Source organism: Streptomyces sp. NBC_01276 (genome assembly GCF_041435355.1).
In the GTDB taxonomy this organism is placed as follows: Bacteria; Actinomycetota; Actinomycetes; order Streptomycetales; family Streptomycetaceae; genus Streptomyces.
Map to the genome: position 1 here is coordinate 829,510 of NZ_CP108442.1, position 14,708 is coordinate 844,217.

General features: G+C 70.2%; 11 protein-coding genes. 8 read left to right on the top strand and 3 right to left on the bottom strand.

Annotation, left to right across the window (positions count from 1 at the left end; all coding sequences use genetic code 11):
* Positions 1-75: 75 nt before the first annotated feature.
* From kdpF to OG295_RS03430, 4 genes are all read left to right on the top strand, one after another.
* The gene (kdpF, locus tag OG295_RS03415) at positions 76-165 is read left to right on the top strand and encodes a K(+)-transporting ATPase subunit F (RefSeq protein ID WP_371675467.1); all 90 of its coding nucleotides are present in this window, start codon (positions 76-78) and stop codon (positions 163-165) included.
* 11 nt (positions 166-176) lie between these two features.
* A complete protein-coding gene (locus OG295_RS03420) occupies positions 177-2,741 on the top strand; it encodes an ATP-binding protein (protein ID WP_371681090.1) in 2,565 nt (854 codons plus the stop codon).
* A 71-nt stretch (positions 2,742-2,812) separates the two neighbouring features.
* Entirely contained in the window at positions 2,813-3,061 is a 249-nt protein-coding gene (locus OG295_RS03425) for a hypothetical protein (RefSeq protein ID WP_371675468.1), read from the top strand.
* Between the two features lie 110 nt (positions 3,062-3,171).
* Entirely contained in the window at positions 3,172-3,732 is a 561-nt protein-coding gene (locus OG295_RS03430) for a hypothetical protein (RefSeq protein ID WP_371675469.1), read from the top strand.
* A gap of 50 nt (positions 3,733-3,782) precedes the next feature.
* Here OG295_RS03430 and OG295_RS03435 read toward each other — a convergent pair whose 3' ends face one another.
* Together OG295_RS03435 and OG295_RS03440 are read right to left on the bottom strand one after the other, a co-directional pair.
* The gene (locus OG295_RS03435) at positions 3,783-4,136 is read right to left on the bottom strand and encodes a hypothetical protein (RefSeq protein WP_371675470.1); all 354 of its coding nucleotides are present in this window, start codon (positions 4,134-4,136) and stop codon (positions 3,783-3,785) included.
* Positions 4,137-4,261: 125 nt separating this feature from the next.
* The gene (locus OG295_RS03440; RefSeq protein ID WP_371675471.1) at positions 4,262-7,561 is read right to left on the bottom strand and encodes an ALF repeat-containing protein; all 3,300 of its coding nucleotides are present in this window, start codon (positions 7,559-7,561) and stop codon (positions 4,262-4,264) included.
* A gap of 595 nt (positions 7,562-8,156) precedes the next feature.
* Here OG295_RS03440 and OG295_RS03445 point away from each other — a divergent pair.
* The 4 genes from OG295_RS03445 (at position 8,157) to OG295_RS03460 (ending at position 12,798) form a co-directional block, all read left to right on the top strand.
* Complete coding sequence (locus OG295_RS03445; RefSeq protein ID WP_371675472.1) at positions 8,157-8,675, top strand: hypothetical protein; 519 nt, start codon at positions 8,157-8,159, stop codon at positions 8,673-8,675.
* Positions 8,676-8,868: 193 nt separating this feature from the next.
* Positions 8,869-10,020 carry an RICIN domain-containing protein gene (locus OG295_RS03450; protein ID WP_371675473.1) on the top strand — a complete coding sequence of 384 codons (1,152 nt, stop codon included), beginning with the start codon at positions 8,869-8,871 and terminating at the stop codon, positions 10,018-10,020.
* A gap of 189 nt (positions 10,021-10,209) precedes the next feature.
* Positions 10,210-10,710: a hypothetical protein gene (locus OG295_RS03455; RefSeq protein ID WP_371675474.1), complete on the top strand. Its 501-nt coding sequence runs from the start codon at positions 10,210-10,212 to the stop codon at positions 10,708-10,710.
* Between the two features lie 135 nt (positions 10,711-10,845).
* The gene (locus OG295_RS03460; RefSeq protein ID WP_371675475.1) at positions 10,846-12,798 is read left to right on the top strand and encodes an FG-GAP-like repeat-containing protein; all 1,953 of its coding nucleotides are present in this window, start codon (positions 10,846-10,848) and stop codon (positions 12,796-12,798) included.
* A 90-nt stretch (positions 12,799-12,888) separates the two neighbouring features.
* Here OG295_RS03460 and OG295_RS03465 read toward each other — a convergent pair whose 3' ends face one another.
* The gene (locus OG295_RS03465) at positions 12,889-14,688 is read right to left on the bottom strand and encodes a trypsin-like serine protease (protein WP_371675476.1); all 1,800 of its coding nucleotides are present in this window, start codon (positions 14,686-14,688) and stop codon (positions 12,889-12,891) included.
* Between the last annotated feature and the right edge of the window lie 20 nt (positions 14,689-14,708).

Here is a 14,708-nt window from a genome sequence, read left to right on the forward strand (position 1 = left end):
ATCAGGGACGTTTCGTTCCCGGCTTCCCCGCTGTTGGCTGGTGAGGTTGAGGACGCGTGGAGGAGTCGGGTGCGGGTGAGCACGGAGAACATCGTCGGCATCATCATTGCGGTCAGCTTGATCGGGTACCTCGTCCTGGCTTACCTCTTCCCCGAGAAGTTCTGAGCATGACGACCATGGACGGGACAGGGCTGGACGCAGTGGCTGAGCCGGTCCTGCGGCCCGGAAGGCTCAAGGTCTTCCTGGGCGCGGCCCCCGGCGTCGGCAAGACGTACCGGATGCTCGACGAGGCGCACCGCAAGGCGGCCCGTGGCGCGGACGTGGTGGCCGGATTCGTGGAGTGTCACCGGCGCACGCACACCGAGGCGAAGCTCCACGGCCTGGAGGCCCTTTCCCTGGCCGAGCACGACTACCGCGGGCGCACTTACGCGGAGCTGGACCGCCAGGCGCTGCTGTCCAGGCGCCCGCAGGTGGTGCTGATCGACGAGCTCGCCCACACCAATGTCCCGGGCCGTGGCCGGCACCTGAAGCGCTGGCAGGACGTCGAGGACATCCTGGCCGCGGGGATCGACGTCGTCACCACGCTCAACATCCAGCACCTGGAGTCGCTGAGCGACGTCGTCGAGAAGATCACCGGAGTGCCGCAGCGCGAGACGGTGCCCGATGAGTTCGTGCGCCGCGCCGACGAGATCGAGCTGGTCGACATACCCCCCGAGGGACTTCGGCGCCGGATGGCTCACGGCAACATCTATCCCCCGGAACGGATCGACGCCTCCCTCGCCAACTACTTCCGCACGGGCAACCTGATCGCCCTGCGGGAGCTGGCCCTCCTGTGGCTGGCCGGGCGGGTGGACGAGGCCCTCCACACATACCGCGTCGAGCACGGCATCGGGGATGTCTGGGAGACCCGGGAGCGGGTGGTGGTGGCGCTCACGGGCGGCCCCGAGGGCGAGACCCTGATCCGCCGCGCCGCCCGCATCGCCGGCAGGTCCGCCGGCGGCGAGCTGCTGGCGGTGCACATCGCACGCAGCGACGGTCTCGCCGCCGGGGTGTCGCACGCGGCGCTCGCCGCGCAGCGGGCCCTCGTCGAGGACCTGGGCGGCAGTTACCACTCCGTCGTCGGCGACGAAATCCCCACTGCACTGGTGGACTTCGCCACGGCGGAGAACGCGACGCAGCTGGTCCTCGGTACGAGTCGGCGCCGAAGGCTGGAACGTTTCCTCACCGGCCGGGGAATCGGCGAGACCGTGGTGGCGCTGTCCGAGGACATCGACGTCCACATGGTCACGCACGAGCGGGCGGGCCACGGCCGGCTGCTGCCGTCCCGCCGCCGCACCCTCCCCACCTCCCGGCTCATCGCCGGGCCCGTGGCCGGCGTGCTGCTCCCGGTGCTGCTCACCCTCGCCCTCGACCGGATACGCGGCACGTTCAACCTCACCAGCGAAGCACTGCTCTTCCTGGTGACCGTGGTCGGAGTGGCCTGCATCGGCGGAGTGGCCTCCGCCCTCGTCGCGGCGCTGACCGCCGCGCTGCTCCTCAACTACTGGTTCATGCCGCCCATAGGCGAGTTCACCATGAGCGACCCGGACAGCGTGCTGGCACTGGTGGTCTTCGCCGTCGTCGCCGCCACCGTGGCCGCCGCGGCGGACCGGTCCCTGCGGCTGTCGCGCCGCTCCGCCCGGGCCACCGCCGAGGCGGAGACGATGTCCGCGCTGGCCGGCAGCATCGTCCGCGGCGACCAGGCGGTACCGGCACTGCTGGAACGCGCCCGGGAGACCTTCGGCATGGACACCGTCGACCTGACGTCCGAGCCCCCGGACCCACATGCGCAGAAGCACGGCGGACACCGCACGCGAACGGAAACCGGCCCCGCCCTGGTGGTTGCCGCCGGAACCGGATCCTTCCTCGTCCTGCGCGGGCGTACCCTGCCCTCCTCCGAACGCCGCGTACTGGCCGCCTTCGCAGCACACGTCGGCGCCGCGGTAGAGCGGGCCCGCCTGGCGGAAGCCGCCGCCGAAGTCGAACCCATCAGGGCCGCGGACCGCCTGCGCACCGCCCTGCTGCGCGCCGTCAGCCACGACCTGAGGACCCCGCTGGCGGGGGCACTGGCCGCGATCAGCTCACTGCGCGCCCCGGACGTGGACTTCTCGGACGAGGACCGCTCGGAGCTGCTCGAATCCGCTGAGACCTCCTTGAACCGGCTGAACCGCCTGGTGGAGAACCTGCTCGACCTCAGCCGCTTGCAGGCCGGCGCCCTCACCCTCGCACTCCGGGCCACCACCCTGGAGGAGGTCCTGCCGGCCGCCCTGGAGTCGCTGGAACTGCCGACCACAACGGAACTCGCCGTCAACGTACAGAACCTGGAGTCGGTACCGGCGCTGCGGGCGGATCCTCCGCTACTCGAACGCGTACTGGCGAACCTGGTCGGCAACGCGGTCCGCCACGCCCCCACCGACCGCCCGGTGCTGGTGACGGCGAGCGCCCTGGCCGGCCGGGTCGAAGTGAGGATCGCCGACCGGGGCCCCGGGATCGCCCCCGACGACCGCGAGCGCGCCTTCGAGCCCTTCCAGCGCCTCGGCGACCGCGACAACACCACCGGCCTCGGCCTCGGCCTGGCCCTGGCCCGAGGGCTCACCGAGGCGATGGACGGCACGCTCACCCCCGAGGACACCCCGGGCGGAGGCCTGACCATGGTCCTGTCCCTGCCCGCAGCCGCCGATGCGCCCGCAGGGCGGCCCTGACCCCTTGACCCGAGGGCCGTCCCTCTGAGGCAATGCGGGTCGCAGAGAACCTTCAACCGAGGAGCCAGCCTGTGCATGACGACGACGAACCGGTCTTCAGACGGAGCAGATGGGGTACCAACCGCTACTACTACAACCCCCGCAACCCTCTCGGGCTGGCCCTCATCGTCGTCACCCTGCTCTTCGTCGGCACCATGCTGATCCTCGTGACGAACCGGGCCGGCCCGTTCGAACCCGCGCCGGATCCTGCGCCACTGAGCCCGCCGCCGTACGACTACTCGCGGCCATCGCCATGGAGCAGCAGCCCACCGGGCCCGTGAGGCCGATGGAGCGCCACCCGGTATGAAGCCCGTCAACATGGCGTAGCCGGCACATCAGAGGTGCGTCAGGGTCCGACCACGACGCCACTGCCAGCCCTAACGTCGTCCTCATGGGACGACGTTTCACACATGCCGCGCCCGGCGCACCAGGCACCGCAGCGGATCCTGCCGGCCCCTGGACGCACGACGTCCACTGGGCTGCAGAGGTGCGCTCGGCGATCGGCGTCGCGTCCCTCCTGTTCACGGCCCTGTTCGTGGTGGACGCCGCTTCCGGAAGGCTCGATCTGACGCGCGGCCTCCTGTGGAGCGGCCTGGCCTTCCTCTTCTTCGCGATCATGCTGCCGCGCCGGGTCTCCGTTCGCCCGGGACGGTTGAGCGCCCGCGGGATGCTGACGACGGACACGGTCCGTACCGACTCCCTCGTCTCGGTCCGCTGGTGCGACGGGGTGGCACAGCGGCTGGTCCTCCAGGACACGCGGGGAAGCCGGGTCGAGATCGACCCGACGGTCCTGAGCCGCAATCCGGCGATGTGGCACTTCCTCGATGCGGACAGCCGCACATCGATCCGGGGCGGCACCCTCCGGCACGGCACGACCGCCCTGCAACAGCTGGCGCAGCGCATCGACCGCGAGACGGCCCACAGCGTCTTCGAGGTCTCCGGATTGCAGTGACTGACGACTGAGGCCGGGGCAACCTCCCGACGGCCACGCCAGCCGTCAGATCACGTCGCGAGCACGTACGCCAGGAGCAGCATGAGGGAGAGGGTCACACACATGAAGACCACATAACGCGTCGGGACGGCGGGCCCTTCGCCCTCCGTCTGCCCGCCTCCGGCTCGGAGGTGGTCGCGGAGCAGCCTTCCGCAGGGGATCGCGCCGATGGTGAACCCGACCCACGTGAAGGAGTACATGACCATCATCTGCCGTGCATTCCACGGCACGGCTCCCAGGCCGCCCATCCCCGTCATCACGAGAAGGAACACGACGGAAAGACCGGCCGCCATGGCGGTCGGTCTGGGCATCCTCAGGCAGCGGTGCACACCGAGGCAGAGGACGGACGTGGCGAAGACGGCCATGGCCAGCAGCCAGCCGATGGGGAGTCGCGCGAGGATGTCGGGTCCTTCCTGACCGGGCCAGGGGGCCGCCGGCGTGGCTTCCCCCTGGCCCGGTACCGGGTCTCAGGCCGTTACCGTCGGCGCCGTCAGCCGAAGAGGGACGACAGCGTCGAGGTGACCGGCGAGATCAGGTCGTGGCCGAACTGCGTGATCTTCGTGGCCACAGGAGCCACGACCTTGCCGCCCACCTTACTCAGGGAGCCGATCCACTGGGACTGCCCGAAGGTGATGACTCCCAGAGCGGTGCTGCCGGCGGAGGCCCAGAACTGGCTGCTGTTCCATCCGTAGGCGAAGCCGGTGAGCACCGTGCTGATCCCGGAGACCGCCATGGAGGCGATGCCCAGGCCGAAGGCCAGGGGTTCCAGGACGATGGCGGCGGGCGGGAAGATCAGACCGCCGATGCCGGCGAGAGCGCTCGCGAAGCCCAGGCCGGTGCTGAGCCAGCTCGTGGCGTTGGCCCACCACTTCAGGTCCTTGTACCAGGGGACGTCGCCGCCGTTGACGGTGTCGTTGTCAGCGGTGTCGGCCGGGGACTTGCCCGCGTCCCTGGCGGCCTGCGCGTCGGCGGCCGCCTGCTTGGCCGCCGCGACGAGCTCCTGCTGCCGCTTGTCCGCGGCAATCTGGTGGGCCTGGCTCGCGGCCTCGGCCGCCGTCTTCGCGTCCTGGCCGGCCTGCGTGGCTGACGCGTGGGCCGAAGCGGCCGACGCCTGGGCGGCGTTGGCGGACGCCGACGCGCTGCGCGCCGATTCGAAGGCGCGGTTGGCGGAGTAGTTCGCCGAGCGCGCGGCGGTGCGGGCCGTGGCCGCGGCCTGGCTCGCCCTGTCGGCCGAGGCCTGCGCGTCCTTGGCCGACTGGTCGGCCGCGTCGGCGTTCGCCTTCGCCTGCTGCGCGGAGTTCGCCGCCTGGACGGCCCAGTCCTTGGCCTTGTTCGCCCAGTCGATGGCCTCCGCGGCCGCGTTGCGGGCGACGGCCGCCGCCTGCTGGGCGCGGGCGGCGTCCTCCTGCGCCTTCTGCGCGATCTTCGCGGCGGCGGCGATCGCGCCCTGCATGGCGGCGATGTGGCTGGCCGAGTCGTAGTCGAGCTGAGCCGTCTTGTACTGGACCGAGCCGATGAAGTTCCGACGCATCCACGTCGGGCCCTCCATGGCCGCCTGAGCGTGGGCCCTGGTGTAGGGACCCGCCTTGTCCGAGGAGAGGAGGGCGGCAGTGGCGACCGTGTCGTCCTCCCGCTGCGCCGCCTCGCCGGTGACGGTGAGGAACGCGTACAGGGCCTCCGGAGTGCCGGCGTCCAGCGCGGCGTTGGCGGCCTTCGTGACCGCCTTGCCCGGGTTGGCGGCGAGGGCGCGCGTCACTGCCACGCGGGCTTCCATCGCGGAGGCCTGGACGAGCCCGCCGTCCAGGAACTTGCCCACGGCGTCCGGGTCGCTGCTCCCCAGAGCCCTGGCCGCGGCGTAGCCGATGTCCGCGGGCAGGGTCCGGGCGAGGTAGAGGCTGGTCTCCCGGTCGTCCTGCCGCTGGGCGAGGTTCCGGTCGGTGTCGATCCAGACGTGGATGTCGGAGTCGGCGCCGGACAGGGCGAACCGCGCGGCCTCGTGCGTCCAGGTGCCGTGGGAAGTGCCCATCACGGCGACGGCGGCCTTGCGGCCCAGCCCGGCCGCCAGACCGGTGTCGCCCGCCTTGAGAGCCGTCTCGGCCTGGCTTATCAGGTCCTTCGTGGCCTGTGCGGCCTGCTCGGCCTGGGTGCGCTTCTCGGCGTACGCGGCCCGTTCGCTCTGCTCGATCTGGGCGAGCAGCCGGACCTCCTGGATCGCCCGCTGGGTGTCCTGGTCGAGCCGCTGCCACTCGGCCTCGCGGGCGGCCTTCTCCACCTCGACGGCCTTGGCGACCGCTTCGGTGGCGGTGTTCGCGGCCTTGGTGGCCTCGTTGGCGAACTCGGTCGACTTCTTGGCGTACTCCACGGCCTGGCCGGCGTACTGGGCGGCCCACTCGGCCGCCGCGGCGGCGTTGTCCGCGTGTGTGGCGGCGCTGTTGGCCGCATCGCGAGCGGTACGTGCCGCCGCCGCGGCCGAGTTGGCCAGGGCCTGGGCCGTGCCGGCGGCGTTGGTGGCGATCGTGGCGTTGGTGCTGGCGATCTGGGCCTGGCGCTTGGCCTCGGCGGCCTCGGCCTGGGCAGCCCCGGCGGCACTGGCGGCGGCGGCCGAGGCGTTGGCGGCGGCCGCGGCGTTGCGGGCCGCGGACGCGGCGGCGTCGCCGGCGCCGGCGGCACTGGCGGCGGCGTTCGCGGCGCTGTCGGCGGCTGCGGCCGCGCTGCGTGCCTGGGACGCGGCGGTGCGGGCGACCAGGGCGGCGTCCTTGGCGGCCTGCGCCTGGGAGGCGTCCTTGGAAGCGGCGATGGCCGCGTTGTAGGCCTGGGCGGCGGCGGAGCCCGCGTTGGCGGCGGCCTGGCCCGCGGCGGTGGCGGCGTAGGCTGCGCGCCGCGAAGCCTGGATGGCGGCGTGGGAGGCGACGGTGGCGACGCGGGCCGCGTCGGCGGCGCCGGAGGCGGCCTCGCTCGCCTTGCGGGCCGCCCTACCGGACTTGATCACGTCCTCTTGCGCAGCCTGGGCCTCGGCGGCGGCCTTCTCGGCCGCGTCCTTGGCCTTGGCGGCGGCCTCGACGGCACGGGCCGAGGCCTCCTCGGCCTGCTTGGTCATCGCGTCGGCCTTCTTGCCCTCGCGCTGGACGACCGCGACCAGTTCCTGGATCTTCATGGCCTCCTGATCACGGGCCCGCGCGATGTGCTGGCCGATCTCCAGGAACCACTCGACGTCCTTCGCGGTCCCGGAGAGCGCCCGGGTCGCGTACTTCTGCACTTCGGGGCCCGCCTGGAAGGAGAGCTTGGAGACCTCGACCCGCATGTCCTCCAGGCGGGCGGTGTACTGGCCGTCCAGCAGGAACGTCTCCAGCGCTGTCTGGGAACCGTCGTTCAGGGCGGTGTTCCCGACGCGGTTGACCGCCTTGCCGCCCACGGCCATCACCGTGCTCGTGGCGACCCGCAGGTCCTCCATGATGGCGCCCTTGAAGCCGCCGGCCAGATAGGCGGCGATGGCGGAGTCACCGCCGCTGATCGCGGCGGAGGCCTCGCGCCGGCTCCCCTTACCGCCGCCGGCGAGCGAGCTGATGATCGCAACGCGGTTGTCCTCGGCGGTCTCAGAAGCCAGGCTCGTGGCCAGGAAGTTCTGGACGTCCGTGTCGGTGCCGGTCAGGGCCGCCGCGGCGGCGGCCCGGACGGCCCTGCCTCCCAGCAGCCACGCCTTGACGACCTTGGCCCGGTCGGTGTCGGGGAGACGGAACGGGTCGCCGTCGGCGCCGTCCGGCGGAGGAACCGTGGCGGCCAGGGCGGCCACGGGGTTGAGAACGAGACTCGATGCGGTGACGGCAAGCGTGGTGGCGGCAACGGCACCGAGAACCCGACGCCGGCTCCAATAGATGGTGTCCAAAACGGCCCTTCGCTATCGGCGCCCGATGGCGCACGTTTTCCATCGCCAAGGCAGGGGTGTGCCCGACGAGTTCCGAGAGCTTTGCTCCGCGACCCTATGCAGCGAACGACTGATTGACCACTAGTCAAAATGCCAAAAAGTGCCGGTTCGTTGGCACGGCCGCGTCACTGAATCACGCATTCCGTAAGCGATCGATAGGCCTGAAGACGGCCTTCGTGCATGAATCCATGATTCCGCAGTCGCGGCACCCAATGAGTGAAGTGACGCAAGTCACCCGACGGCTGCTCTGAGTACCGCGTTCCGTGCGCTAAAAGATCATCAAGTTTCTTTGTGACAGCTTGAGTTGCCAGCTCGGTGTTCAGCTATGCTCCCGGTCGGAAGTGGGGGACTTCCGGGGGATGCACGTCTGTCGACGATCATGTCGCCCATTCGGAATGAGGCCTCCACATTCGTCTTGACAGCCGTTCCGGGCAGCTATCCGGAACCAATGACGGGGGCAGTGATGAAGGCACGGAGTGCGGTAGTCCGCACTGTCGGCGCAGCTCTGGGGGCGGGTGCCCTGGCGTGGCTCGCGGTCGCGGGCGGAGTCGCCGGAACGGGCGCGCCGGTCGGCGCCTCGGCGATGGGTTCCGTCGCGGACGAGGGTCCCGGTTACGCGATCGAGGACTTCGGTTATCCGAACGCCGACAAGATCCTGGCGGAGCGGGGCATCACCCTGAAGCGAGGTGACGGTCACATCGTGCTGGCGGACTGTGCGAGCGCGACCGACCTGCTGGAGGTCTGGTCCCGTGCAAACGACAAGATCTGTTTCCGCGTCACCGGCGCCAGCGGTTACCTGACCCTGGAGATCCCCGCGGTCTTCGCGGTCAAGGGCAACAGCTACTCGGCCCAGGTCGACATGACCACGGGTACCGAGCAGAAGAAGTTCGACGTGAACAAGAACGCCTGGACGCCGGTCGGCGAGAGCGCCGACGAGCAGGGCCGCGACTTCATGCTCATGGAGATCCGCACCACCAAGTAGCAGCGGAGCCGCCCGCGCTAGGCATCCGTCCTCATGCCGGCGCCCATGCCGGGCGACGGACCCGTCGCAAGGCGCCCGTACCGCCTATCTGGCAGCACTCCCGTGAACCCGTCGGCCGAGTGGCCGAACCGCGTTGCGGGCGTCCGCGAGGCCATGCCCGCGCACCCGCGCTCTGCCCGCGAAGGGAACTCGCATGTCCGCACTCCGTCCGCGCACCGCGCGGATCTCCAGCCTGCTGGCCACCTCCGCCGTGCTGTCGGCGGGCCTGATATCGGCGACCCCCGCCGCCGCGGCCTCCGGCCCCGAGGCCGCCACGGGCGCGCAACCCTACGCCGTCCGGCTCAACCTCGGCGACGAGGCCAACTCCCGTGCTTGCACCGGCACTCTGGTCGACCGCTTCTGGGTCCTCACCGCCGCGAGCTGCTTCGCCACCATCCCCGGCACCCCGGTCCCGGCCGGCGAGCCGGCCCTGAAGACCACCGCGACGCTCAGCGACGGCAAGGCGGTCGAGGTCATCGAGATCGCGCCGCGCACCGACCGGGACGCTGCCCTCGTACGACTTGCCACCGCGGTCACCGGAATCGCACCCGCCCCCCTCGCGACCGCCGCCCCGTCGGCCGGTACCGACCTGACCGCGGCCGGATTCGGCCGTACGAAGTCCGAGTGGCTGCCGGACAAGCTCCACACCGCCACCTTCACCGTCAACTCCGTGACATCCACGACGCTCTCCGTCACCGGTAAGGGCACGGACGTGCTCTGCAAGGGCGACACCGGCGGACCACTCCTGAACTCCGCGGGCCAGATCGTCGCCGTCAACTCCCGCTCCTGGCAGGGTGGCTGCCTCGGCACCCCCGCGACCGAGACCCGTACGGGCGCCATCTCCACCCGCACCGACGACCTCGCCGGCTGGCTGCGGGACGTCCGCTTCACCACCGCCTCGATCCAGAACGCGCTGAGCAACCGCTGCGCGTACGTCGGTTGGCGCACCCCCGACAACGGCGCCCAGGCCCAGCAGGTCGACTGCGATCCGCAGTACGCCGACCAGCTCTGGAAGCTGGAGCCGGTCCCGGGCGGCTACCAGATCCGCAACCAGTACAACAACCGCTGCCTCCTGGTCTCGTGGCGCACCCCTGAGGACGGCGCGCCCGTGACGCAGTACGACTGCCACCCGGAGTACGCCGACCAGGTGTGGAAGCTGGAGCCGGTCGCCGGCGGCGGCTACTCCATCCGGAACTCGCTGACCGACAAGTGCATGTACGTCTCATGGCGCACGCCGGAGTGGGGAGCGCCCCTGACGCAGGTCGGTTGCGACTCCCGGTATGTCGACCAGGTCTGGAAGATCTGAACGGCCTGACCAACCGAAAGAAATGGAGGCTGCCCTCGGCGCCCCGCCGAGGGCAGCCTCCATTTTTCGTCTTCACCGTGCGGAATGAAACCTCGGGACGACCCGGCAGTGCAATCTGTCAGTTGTCACCGACTTGAAGCCGCTATCAAGCAAGGACTGGAATAGCAGCCAATGAAGGCACACAAGAAAATGCTCCGCGCTGTTGGCGCGGCCCTGGGCGCGGGCGCCCTGGCATGGATCGCGGTCGGTGGCGGAATCTCCGGAGCTCCTGCCCGAGTGAACGCCTCGGCGATGGGTTCCGTCGCGGATGAAGGCCCTGGTTACGCGATCGAGGACTTCGGTTATCCGAACGCCGACAAGATCCTGGCGGAGCGGGGCATCACCCTGAAGCGAGGTGACGGTCACATCGTGCTGGCGGACTGTGCGAGCGCGACCGACCTGCTGGAGGTCTGGTCCCGTGCAAACGACAAGATCTGTTTCCGCGTCACCGGCGCCAGCGGTTACCTGACCCTGGAGATCCCCGCGGTCTTCGCGGTCAAGGGCAACAGCTACTCGGCCCAGGTCGACATGACCACGGGTACCGAGCAGAAGAAGTTCGACGTGAACAAGAACGCCTGGACGCCGGTCGGCGAGAGCGCCGACGAGCAGGGCCGCGACTTCATGCTCATGGAAATCCGCACCACCAAGTAGCAGCGGAACCGCCCACGCCGCTCCGCCCGCACCACGCCATTCCCTTGAAACCGTCGGCCCGAGCGGGCCGGCATGCGCCCTGGCATGTGTGTGGACGTTCCCGCATGCCCGCGCTTCGATGCCGAAGGAAGAAGCATGTCTGCATCCCGTCCGCGCGCCGCGCGGATCTCCGGCCTGTTGGCCGCCGCCGCCGTGATGTCGGTGGGCCTCGCCGTTCCGGCCACTCCCGCTCTGGCGGTGTCCGGCCCCGAGGCCGCCGCCGGCCAGCTCCCGAACGTCGTGAAGCTCAACCTCGGCGATGAGGCCGACTCCCGTGCGTGTACGGGCACACTGGTCGACCCCCTCTGGGTGCTGACGGCCGCGAGCTGTTTCGCGGCCACGCCCGGTACGCCGGTCCCGGCGGGCAAGCCGGCCCTGAAGACCACCGCGACGCTCAGCGACGGCAAGACCGTCGAGATCACCGATATCGCCCCGCGCGACGACCGTGACGCGGCCCTGGTCCGGCTGGCCACCGCCGTCACCACCATCAAGCCGGCTCCCCTGGCAACTACCGCACCGGCCGCTAACACCGAACTCACCGCGGCCGGGTACGGCCGCACCAAGACCGAGTGGGTACCGGACAAGCTCCACACCGGCATCTTCACCCTCAACTCCACCACGTCCACCACCCTCGCCATCACCGGCAAGGGCACCGACGTCCTGTGCAAGGGCGACACCGGCGGACCGCTCCTCAACGCCTCCGGCCAGCTCACCGCCATCAACTCCCGCTCCTGGCAGGGCGGCTGCCTCGGCACCCCCGCGACCGAGACCCGCACGGGCGCCACCTCCACCCGCACCGACGACCTCACCCAATGGATCAGGACCACGACCTACCGCGCTCCGGCGACGTCCAGCGACTTCAACGGTGACGGCAAGACCGACCTCGCCCTCACCGGCGGCCCGGACTGGACCTGCCTGCCGGTGGCGATGTCCAAGGGCGACGCCACGTTCAACGTCTCCTGCAACGCTCCCGGCATGGACTGGGGCAACTGGGCGGCGACGCCGAACGTGAAGGTCGTCAAGGGCGACTTCAACGGCGACGGCAAGACCGACCTCGCCCTCACCGGCGGCCCGGGCTGGACCTGCCTGCCGGTGGCGATGTCCAAGGGCGACGGCAGCTTCAACGTCTCCTGCAACGCTCCCGGCATGGACTGGGGTGGCTGGGCCGCGACGCCGAACGTCAAGGTCATGTCCGGTGACCTCAACGGCGACGGCAAAACCGACCTCGCCCTCACCGGCGGCCCGGACTGGAACTGCCTGCCCGTCGCGATGTCCAAGGGCGACGGCAGCTTCAACGTCTCCTGCAACGCTCCCGGCCTGTCCTGGGGTGGCTGGGCGGCTGAGACCGGCGTGAAGGTCGTCTCCGGTGACCTCAACGGTGACGGCAAGACCGACCTCGCCCTCACCGGCGGCCCGGGCTGGACCTGCCTGCCCGTCGCGATGTCCAAGGGCGACGGCAGCTTCAACGTCTCCTGCAACGCTCCCGGCATGGACTGGGGTGGCTGGGCCGCGACGCCGAACGTCAAGGTCATGTCCGGTGACCTCAACGGCGACGGCAAAACCGACCTCGCCCTCACCGGCGGCCCGGACTGGAACTGCCTGCCCGTCGCGATGTCCAAGGGCGACGGCAGCTTCAACGTCTCCTGCAACGCTCCCGGCCTGTCCTGGGGTGGCTGGGCAGCTGAGACCGGCGTGAAGGTCGTCTCCGGTGACCTCAACGGTGACGGCAAGACCGACCTCGCCCTCACCGGCGGCCCGGGCTGGACCTGCCTGCCCGTCGCGATGTCCAAGGGCGACGGCAGCTTCAACGTCTCCTGCAACGCTCCCGGCATGGACTGGGGTGGCTGGGCCGCGACGCCGAACGTCAAGGTCATGTCCGGTGACCTCAACGGCGACGGCAAAACCGACCTCGCCCTCACCGGCGGCCCGGACTGGAACTGCCTGCCCGTCGCGATGTCCAAGGGCGACGGCAGCTTCAACGTCTCCTGCAACGCTCCCGGCCTGTCCTGGGGTGGCTGGGCGGCTGAGACCGGCGTGAAGGTCGTCTAGTTGGCACACCGACACACCGATGAGGAGGCCGCCCCTCGGCTTGCCGAGGGGCGGCCTCCGGTACGACCGCGAACGAGGGGACGCTACGTGCTACGGAAGCTGGATCGCGTTCCAGTCCCAGCCTGCGCCGGCGGGGACGGTAGTGCTGGAAGTGAAGGGCTGGATGTGGCCGGCGCCGTCCGCGAGGCCGGTGAACATCTTGATCGAGCCGTCGCCGAAGCGGTACATCATCGCGAGGTCGGTGCGGCGGTCCCCGTTGAAGTCACCCGAAACGACCTTCATGGAGGCACGGTCCCAGCTGCTGGCGGGGACGGTATAGCCGACCGTGAAGTCGCCGAAACCACCACCGGTGTTGCCGAGAGCGGTGTAGAAGCCAATCGAGCTGTCGGCGTGGTAGTAGGTCATGATCGCGTCGGCTCGGCCGTCACCGTTGGCGTCGCCGGCGTGGAGCTCGATGGCGTTCCAGTCCCAGCCTGCGCCGGCGGGGACGGTAGTGCTGGAAGTGAAGGGCTGGATGTGACCGGCGCCGTCCGCGAGGCCGGTGAACATCTTGATCGAGCCGTCGCCGAAGCGGTACATCATCGCGAGGTCGGTGCGGCGGTCCCCGTTGAAGTCACCCGAAACGACCTTCATGGAGGCACGGTCCCAGCTGCTGGCGGGGACGGTATAGCCGACCGTGAAGTCGCCGAAACCACCACCGGTGTTGCCGAGAGCGGTGTAGAAGCCAATCGAGCTGTCGGCGTGGTAGTAGGTCATGATCGCGTCGGCTCGGCCGTCACCGTTGGCGTCGCCGGCGTGGAGCTCGATGGCGTTCCAGTCCCAGCCTGCGCCGGCGGGGACGGTAGTGCTGGAAGTGAAGGGCTGGATGTGACCGGCGCCGTCCGCGAGGCCGGTGAACATCTTGATCGAGCCGTCGCCGAAGCGGTACATCATCGCGAGGTCGGTGCGGCGGTCCCCGTTGAAGTCACCCGAAACGACCTTCATGGAGGCACGGTCCCAGCTGCTGGCGGGGACGGTATAGCCGACCGTGAAGTCGCCGAAACCACCACCGGTGTTGCCGAGAGCGGTGTAGAAGCCAATCGAGCTGTCGGCGTGGTAGTAGGTCATTACGGCGTCCGACCGGCCGTCACCGTTCAGATCGTTCTGCACGCCAGGGCGGACCGTGTCCTGTATCCACTGGGTGAGGTCGTCGGTGCGGGTGGAGGTGGCGCCCGTGCGGGTCTCGGTCGCGGGGGTGCCGAGGCAGCCGCCCTGCCAGGAGCGGGAGTTGATGGCGGTGAGCTGGCCGGAGGCGTTGAGGAGCGGTCCGCCGGTGTCGCCCTTGCACAGGACGTCGGTGCCCTTGCCGGTGATGGCGAGGGTGGTGGACGTGGTGGAGTTGAGGGTGAAGATGCCGGTGTGGAGCTTGTCCGGTACCCACTCGGTCTTGGTGCGGCCGTACCCGGCCGCGGTGAGTTCGGTGTTAGCGGCCGGTGCGGTAGTTGCCAGGGGAGCCGGCTTGATGGTGGTGACGGCGGTGGCCAGCCGGACCAGGGCCGCGTCACGGTCGTCGCGCGGGGCGATATCGGTGATCTCGACGGTCTTGCCGTCGCTGAGCGTCGCGGTGGTCTTCAGGGCCGGCTTGCCCGCCGGGACCGGCGTACCGGGCGTGGCCGCGAAACAGCTCGCGGCCGTCAGCACCCAGAGGGGGTCGACCAGTGTGCCCGTACACGCACGGGAGTCGGCCTCATCGCCGAGGTTGAGCTTCACGACGTTCGGGAGCTGGCCGGCGGCGGCCTCGGGGCCGGACACCGCCAGAGCGGGAGCCGAGGTGATCAGGCCTGCGCAGACCGCAATGGCGGTGACGAGCAGGCCGGAGATCCGCGCCGGGCGCGGGCGGGAAACGGGCATGGAGGTTCCTTCGGGTTGCA